Below are 4,405 nucleotides of genomic sequence, written 5' to 3' on the forward strand. Positions count from 1 at the left end.
AAATAAAAAAGGAGTCCCTCATATTTCTATCAAGGACTCCCTTTACATTTTCCCAAATTATCCATTTAGGTTTATCTTTCATTTCTTTGATTATTCTAATTGTTTCAAATAGTAAGCTTGATCTAGTTCCTGAATTTTTTACTCCTCCTTGCTTTTTTCCTATTCTTGAAAAGTCTTGGCAAGGACTTCCATGCATAATTAAGTCTATCTTTTCATTAGGAGCTTTATATCCTACTACTGATTTTGGCTTATAGTCTTCTCCATAAAGTGCGTTGTATGATTTAACACAAGCCTTATCTATTTCTACATAATCAACTACTTCATAAGGTATCTTTAAATTAATAAGAGCCTTTCTAATAGCACCTATGCCACCGAAAAGCTCTAATATTTTTACCTTATTCATTTAGATTATTCTTGTACCTATCTACAAGCTCCCTTATACTATCTTCTATTTCTCTTAAAAAGTCTTCTTTATCTACTTCGCCAAAGCTAATCTTTGCAAGTTTCATTTCCCATTCAGATGTTGTTTCAGCCGACTTAAACTTATCCTCTACAATCGATACAAGTCTATTGCCTTTTTCTGTTACAAGTAATTTTTTCTTATCTCTTCTTATGAGATCTTTATGGATAAGATTTTCAATAATTCCTGCTCTTGTAGCCGGTGTTCCTAAACCTTTTCTTTCTACTTCTATATCTTTATCCAAGGATTCTACTCCTGCACTCTCCATAGCCTTTAAAAGTGTATCTTCATTATAATGACTTGGAGCTTTGGTGAATTTCTCAGATATATTTTTAGAAGTTAGCTTAATTTTATCTCCAGTCTTTACATCTGGTAATTCATTTTCTTGCTTTTCTCTTACATAAGCCTTTAGATACTTGGTATAACCTTCATCTATTACAGTCTTGCCACTTGAATTAAAGTTAAACTTATCATATTCATATCTGATTTTTCTACTAGATTCCTTTAAGTTATCCGAGCATGAAGCAAGTAATTTATTCTTAATTAGATTATAGATTTTACTTTCTTTATCAGATAAATCTTTGGCTTTTCCAATACCTGATATAGTAGGAATAATTGCATAGTGGTCTGTAACCTTAGATGAATTAAAAATAGACTTGAAATTTGATTCATTGATTTTAAAATCATCTTCAAGTCCTTCTAATAATTCTTTCATAGTAGTAACCATATCTTCAGTTAAATACCTGCTATCTGTTCTTGGATATGTGATTAGCTTCTTTTCATACAAGCCTTGTGCTAGATTTAAAGTATCATTTGCTGAATATCCAAAATATTTATTTGCTTCTCTTTGTAAGGTAGTGAGATCATAAGGCTTATCTGGTTTTGTAATTATTTCTTTATCCTCTACCTCTGTAATAACTATTTCATCTTCTAGTAGATTTAATAGTTGCTCTGCAACTTCAATTTTATCAATCCTATCTGATACAAGTTTTAATTCTCCATAAGATAGGTCTACCGTATAATATTTTTGCTTCTTAAATAGGTTTATTTCACTATCCCTTTTAGCTATTAAATATAGAGTTGGTGTTTGTACTCTACCAACAGAATATGTTTCCTTGTAAATGCAAGAATAAAGCCTACTTAAATTCATTCCTACCATCCAATCAGCAATTGCTCTTGCACTTGCTGATCTATATAAGTCTTCAAAGTTTTCTCCGTCTCTAAGATTTCTAAAACCATCTTCAATAGCTTTATTTTCCATTGAAGATATCCAAAGCCTTTGGATCTTCTTCTTACATTTAGCTTGATTATATACAAGCCTAAAAATAAGTTCTCCCTCTCTTCCAGCATCACAAGCATTTATTACTGTGTCGATGTTCTTTTCGTTTAAAATTTTCTTTAAAACTCCATATTGTTTCTTAGTGCTTTTAGATACTTCATAAATATATTCTTCTGGGATTATAGGAAGAGTGTCTATTGTCCATTTCTTCCATTTTTCATCAATCTTATCTGGACTTGCCATTTGAATTAAATGACCTACACACCAAGAAACAATGTATCCATTCCCCTCATAATATCCGTTTTTTCTTGTTCTTGCTCCAATTACTTTTGCAATTGTAACTGCTACACTTGGCTTTTCTGCTATTACTAACTTCATTAATACCTCCATAAATAAAAAAAGAGCGAAAGATTTCTCTCTCGCTCAAAGTTTTTCTCCCGAAGATTATATTATTTTCGGGAAAATTCTACTTATTAATTTCTTTTTCTAGTTCTTTAAGAACTTTTATAATCTCTTCAAAGTTTGGATAGTCTCCATAAATCATTTCTGACATAGCCTTATAATCTTTTTCTATTTCAGAAAATCGAAACTCTCTTGGAACTAACTTTAATCTACCATTTAATGCATCTTCATACCTTGCCCACTTTCTAGGGTAGAATTTCATTTTAAATTCAGTTACTTTCTTTAATAACTCCTTATCCTCTAAGGCTCTATCTTTGAAATCTGAATTTGCTATTTTATATAAGTCATAAAAGTGTCTTGCATACCTATGTGGCATAGAAGAAGATTCTGGTCTATTTGCTTCATGATGAAGTATAGTTGCCTTTTCCCAAAAAGTTCTCTCTGCTGATACTGTTCTTATATTAGTTTTTTCTTTAAATATATTTGGGTAGACTTCGCTAATTATTGGCAGGATTTCCACTTCAATTGCAGGTGTCCATGCTGCAAGACTTCCTATTTCAAGCCTTATATTTTGTGTTAAATAATTAGATTCAAAAATTTTAGGATATTTACATAGAATTGTTTGTGAATCTATACTATCTATAGAAAATTCAAAATCAAAATCCTTTAAATCTTGTTCTAAAACTTTTAAAAATTCATCTCTTAAAAATACTTCTGTCTTTTCATTAACTGCTTTGTTGAATTTATCTTGCTTGGTATTTGACCTTTCTAACCATGGTTCTTTTTCTTCATAGCCTAATACTCTCCAATCTAAGATCAGATCTATATCTTCAGAAAATCTTTCTATAAGTCCAAAACACTTTGAAAGTGATGTGCCACCTTTAAAGGTAAAACAATCTTTCCATTTATTTTCATTAAATAGATAGTCTAAGATAAAAGTGACCCAATAGTCTTTTTCAATGACTGCCTCAGATATATTTTTCTTTCTGGCTGTATTTACTATTAAGACCCTTAAATCTTCTTTGTTTTCTATATAAAACTTACTCATTTTTGCCCTCACAAATTTCCCTTATTACTTCATATATCCATGCTGGCACTGATTTTGACTCGTTCATTAAGTCTATTCTTTCTTTTTCACTTAAATTTTCTCTTATCTTTTGTATAACTTCATTAGTTATATTTTCTTTTCCCAAAGACTTAATTGCTTGAATAACTGTCGCTGTCTTCAAAGACATATTGGCAATTTCTCCTGGATTTACTTTTTTAAATTCTAAAACTGTATCCCCAATTTTATATTCTTTATATCTTCCACTAGATATATATTTATAGTGAGTTGGAACTTGTGTTGAAAGTCCTAATAAGTTTAAGGCTGTGCTACTATATGGTGCAATATTCCAATTGTATTTTCTTGCTATGGCAAGTGCTAACTCGTGAATCGATACTGCTTCGTACTCTCCAATTAATTCACTATATCTTGGATTGTAATAAAATCCATAAATGACACGCTTAATTTTATCTTCATCTGCTAATCTTTTTAATATTTGTCTAACCGTAGCATTAGATGCAACATCTAAAAAGTCATTTGCAAAAAATACTTTATGCGAGTCAAAACTATTTATTTTATCTGATATTATTTCCATATATGAACTCATTACAATTCTCCTTTGTCACGGATATTGTATCATATTCGTGACAACAATTCAATTGTGCTTAATTTTCATATCTTTATAATAGTTCATCATCTTCATCTAAAGATTCTTCGTGAGTTTCATCATCGTCAGATTCATCTTCTGACTCACTAATATAATCCTCATCATCTTCTTCAAAGTCTTCCAACATTCTATCTTCTTTTGCTTTGACTACTTTAAAATAATATCCTGCTCCTACAACTCCTCCAATTACAAGTGCAACAATTAGAAATGAACCTATCCCGCTTTTCTTTTCTTCTTTTACTGGAACAGTCTTAGGTTCTTCTTTTTTTACTTCTTCTTTCTTAGGCTCTTCAACCTTTATGGTATTTTTATCTTCTGATTCAATCATATTAAGTAGGTCTTGCTCTCCTACTTCTGTTAATAATCTTACATTATCTTGATTTGATGAGTGATCCACTATTAGGTGCATAGTTTTTCCACTTTTGGTTTGAAATGTTAAGAATTGTCTTACATCAACTGGATTTTCTTTATCTTTTTCTGTATCTCCACTTGGTGTAATATCTTTTCCATTCCTATCTACATTTTCAATTACTGAACCTCTTGCCTTATTTT

5 protein-coding genes are annotated in these 4,405 nt (G+C 30.5%); all 5 read right to left on the bottom strand.

The annotated features are described in order from the left end of the window. A partial coding sequence (locus tag BN3657_RS00035; RefSeq protein WP_144020112.1) for a DNA cytosine methyltransferase occupies nucleotides 1–403 on the bottom strand: 403 nt, incomplete at its 3' end. Next, nucleotides 396–2,117: a DNA topoisomerase 3 gene (locus BN3657_RS00040; protein ID WP_062551280.1), complete on the bottom strand. Its 1,722-nt coding sequence runs from the start codon at nucleotides 2,115–2,117 to the stop codon at nucleotides 396–398. The genes BN3657_RS00035 and BN3657_RS00040, both read right to left, overlap by 8 nt. Nucleotides 2,118–2,205: 88 nt before the next feature. Then, a complete protein-coding gene (locus BN3657_RS00045; protein WP_062551281.1) occupies nucleotides 2,206–3,189 on the bottom strand; it encodes a nucleotidyl transferase AbiEii/AbiGii toxin family protein in 984 nt (327 codons plus the stop codon). Further along, entirely contained in the window at nucleotides 3,182–3,793 is a 612-nt protein-coding gene (locus tag BN3657_RS00050) for a DUF6088 family protein (RefSeq protein ID WP_062551282.1), read from the bottom strand. Before BN3657_RS00050 ends, BN3657_RS00045 begins: the two co-directional genes overlap by 8 nt. 73 nt (nucleotides 3,794–3,866) lie before the next feature. Continuing rightward, a partial coding sequence (locus BN3657_RS00055) for a CD1107 family mobile element protein (RefSeq protein ID WP_144020113.1) occupies nucleotides 3,867–4,405 on the bottom strand: 539 nt, incomplete at its 5' end.

Source organism: Peptoniphilus phoceensis (assembly GCF_001517665.2).
GTDB classification, from domain to species: Bacteria; Bacillota; Clostridia; order Tissierellales; family Peptoniphilaceae; genus Peptoniphilus_A; species Peptoniphilus_A timonensis.

Bases quoted from the DNA above. Each gene is read 5' to 3' on its own strand.
- BN3657_RS00050 (WP_062551282.1), bottom strand. From the start codon at position 3,793: ATGAGTTCATATATGGAAATAATATCAGATAAAATAAATAGTTTTGAC.
- BN3657_RS00045 (WP_062551281.1), bottom strand. From the start codon at position 3,189: ATGAGTAAGTTTTATATAGAAAACAAAGAAGATTTAAGGGTCTTAATA.
- BN3657_RS00040 (WP_062551280.1), bottom strand. From the start codon at position 2,117: ATGAAGTTAGTAATAGCAGAAAAGCCAAGTGTAGCAGTTACAATTGCA.